The following is a 3,338-nucleotide window of genomic DNA, read 5'->3' as shown; positions in this document are numbered from 1 at the left end:
CACCGAGATCTACACTCGCGTATAATCGTCGGCAGCGTCAGATGTGTATAAGAGACAGGGCCCGCGCCCCCCGGGCGCCCGCCGGAACCGTGGCCGCCGCCGAGTGAACGGAGCACCCATCATGTCGATTTCCCGTCGCCTTCTCCTGAAGTCCAGCGCCGCGGGCGGCGCGCTCGCCGCCTTCGCGGGTGGCTTCTCCGACACCGGGCGTAAGCTCGTGAAGGGCGCCTGGGCCGGGGACAAGCCCGACCACGCCATCTCCGGCAACGCCCCGGCCCCCGAATTCCGCGTCGATCCGGCGACCGGCGACCTCGCCCCGACGCCGGGCCAGATCGTCGCCAACGTCGCCTGCCTCGGCTGCACCACGCTGTGCGGCGTCCGCGTCAGGGTGGACGTCGAAAAGAACAAGGTGCTGCGCGTCGCCGGTAACCCCTACAGCCCGCTGTCCACCGATCCCTTCCTGCCCTATGGCACGTCGATCAAGGAGAGCTTCAAGTCGCTGTCGCGGCTGGACGAGAAGGGGCTGAAGGGCCGCTCGACCGCCTGCGGCCGGGGCAACGCGGCGCTGGAGATGCTGACCTCGCCCTTCCGCATCGCCACGCCGATGAAGCGCGTCGGCCCGCGCGGCTCCGGCCGCTGGGAACCGATCGCCTTCGACCGGCTGGTCGAGGAGATCGCGGAAGGCGGCGACCTGTTCGGCGAAGGCCCGGTGCCCGGCCTGCGGTCTTTGCGCGACCTGAAGACGCTCATCGACCCGGCCGCCCCCGAACTGGGGCCGAAGGTCAATCAGGTGGCCCTGCTGTCGTCGGTCAACGACGGGCGGGAGCCCTTCGTGCGGCGCTTCTTCAACCAGGCGCTGGGGACGATCAACTTCGTCGGCCACGGCTCCTATTGCGGCGGCGCCTACCGCTCCGGTTCGGGGGCGGTGTTCGGCGACGCCAAGAAGATGCCGCACGCCAAGCCGGACCTGCAGAACGCCGAGTTCGTGCTGTTCATCGGCACCGCCCCGTCGAACGCCGGCAACCCGTTCAAGCGGCAGGCCATGCTGCTCGCCAAGGGGCGGACGGACGGTGTCTTGAACTACGTCGTCGTCGATCCCGTGCTGACCAACGCCGATAACCGCGCGGCGGCGGAGCGGTCCAACTGGATTCCCATCCGGCCCGGCACCGACGGCGCCCTGGTCATGGGCATGATGCGCTGGATGTTCGAGAACGGGCGCATCGACACCAACTACCTGTCCCAGCCCAACGGCAAGGCGGCGGACGCGGCGGGCGAGGCCGGCTGGTGCAACGCCACCCATCTGGTGATCCAGCAGGCGGGCCACCCGCGAGACGGGCGGATGCTGCGCGCCTCCGACCTCGGCTGGGTGACGCTGGACGAGAAAGAGCGCTACGGCGCCAAGGACGCCTTCGTCGTGCTCGACCCCAGCGGGACTTCGGTGGCCCACGACGCACTGATGGGACCGGCCGCTCTGTTCCACGGCGGGACGGTGGCGACTCCGGCGGGCGACGTCGCGGTGAAGACCAGCCTGACCCTGCTGCGCGAGCAGGCGATGAAGCTCGACCTCGCCGGCTACGCCGACGCCTGCGGCATCCCCGCCGACGTCATCGCCGGGCTGGCGCGGGAGTTCACCAGCCACGGCAAGAAGGCCGCCGCCAACACCCACGGCGGCATGATGGCCGGCAACGGCTTCTACAACGCCTTCGGCGTGGTCACGCTGAACACGCTGATCGGCAACCTCAACTGGAAGGGCGGCACCATCTTCGGCGGCGGGCGCTTCCCGGACGAGCAGGACGGCCCGCGCTACAAGCTGGCCAGCTTCCCCGGACAGGTGAAGCCCTCCGGCACCGCCATCAGCCGCCCCGTACCCTACGAAAAGTCCAGCGAGTTCAAGGCGAAAAAAGAGGCGGGCAAGCCCTATCCGGCCAAGGCGCCCTGGTACCCCAACGCCCCGCAGCTCACCACCGAGTATCTGACCAGCGGCGTGGTGGACGGCTACCCGTACCCGCTGAAGGCTCTGTTCCTGTGGAACAGCAACCCGGTCTACGGCATCCCCGGCGTCCGCGCCCAGGTGGAGGCGAAGCTGCGCGACCCGAAGGCGCTGCCGCTGATCGTCGCCATCGACCCCTTCATCAACGAATCCACGGCCTTCGCCGACTACATCATCCCCGACACCGTGCTGTACGAAACCTGGGGCTGGGCGGCCCCCTGGGCAGGCGTGCCGACCAAGACCTCGACGGCGCGCTGGCCGGTGGTGACGCCGCGCACCGAACCGCTGCCGGAGGGCCGGCACGTCCAGATGGAAACCTTCCTGATCGCGCTCGCGAAGCGGCTGGGCCTGCCCGGCTTCGGCCCGGACGCCATCGCCGACATGGACGGGAACACCCACCCGCTGGAACGGCCCGAGGATTGGTACCTGCGCGGCGGCGCCAACATCGCGTGGCTGGGCAAGCAGCCGGTGCCCGACGCCACCGACGAGGACATCGCCCTGTCCGGCGTCGCCCGCGTCCTGCCGGCGCTCCAGTCGGTGCTGAAGGAGGAGGAGTGGCGCAAGGTCGCCTTCATGCTGGCGCGCGGCGGGCGCTACCAGAACCAGGCGGAGGGCTTCGAGGGCGACAGGGCCACCCACCGCTTCAAGGACGGGCTGCTGGTCTACAACGAGGCGGTCGGCGCGGCCAAGAGCAGCGTCACCGGCAAGCGGTGGACCGGCACCGCCGCGTGGACGCCCCCGGCCTTCGCCGACGGCACGCCGATGCGGCAGATCCACACGGCGGAGGACTGGCCCTTCCAGCTCATCAGCTCGAAATCGGTGCTGGTCAGCGCCTACACCATCGCCGCCAACCGCCTGCGCCACCTGCATCCGGAGAACCCGGTGGGCATCAACGCGGAGGACGCGCGGCGGCTGGGCATCGCCACCGGCGACCGCATCCGCATCGCCACGCCGGGCGGGTCGGAACAGGCGACCGCCATCGTCCGGCACGGCGTGATGCCCGGCGTGCTGGCCGTCGAGCACGGCTTCGGCCACAAGGAGTTCGGGGCGCGGCCGCACGTCATCGGCGGCCACAGCCAGCCGGTGGTGCCGGAGATCGGGGCCGGGGTGAACATCAACGACCTGGGCCTGCACGACCCGACCCGTCCGGGCGCCTCGGTCTGGGTCGATCCCATCGCCGGAACGGCGGTGCGCCAGGGCCTCCCCGCCAAGATTGAGCGGGTGGCCGCGGCGGCGTGAGCCAGCCAGCACCACCGCTTCCAAAATCCCCTCTCCCCTCCGGGGAGAGGGTCAGGGTGAGGGGGTTGCGCTTTTGCCGAACACACCACCACGTGCACCCCCCTCACCC

Annotated in this window: 1 protein-coding gene; it reads left to right on the top strand. The window is 70.4% G+C overall.

The window, feature by feature from the left end:
• The first annotated feature begins 121 nt into the window (after positions 1-121).
• Positions 122-3,229, top strand: a complete 3,108-nt coding sequence (locus Q4I23_RS31715; RefSeq protein ID WP_498528864.1) for a molybdopterin dinucleotide binding domain-containing protein — start codon at positions 122-124, stop codon at positions 3,227-3,229.
• Positions 3,230-3,338: the final 109 nt, after the last annotated feature.

The organism is Azospirillum sp. UFLA03-27 (assembly GCF_059803775.1).
The sequence above is the reverse complement of the archived record's forward strand: the minus strand, read 5'-3'. Positions and strand labels throughout refer to the sequence as shown.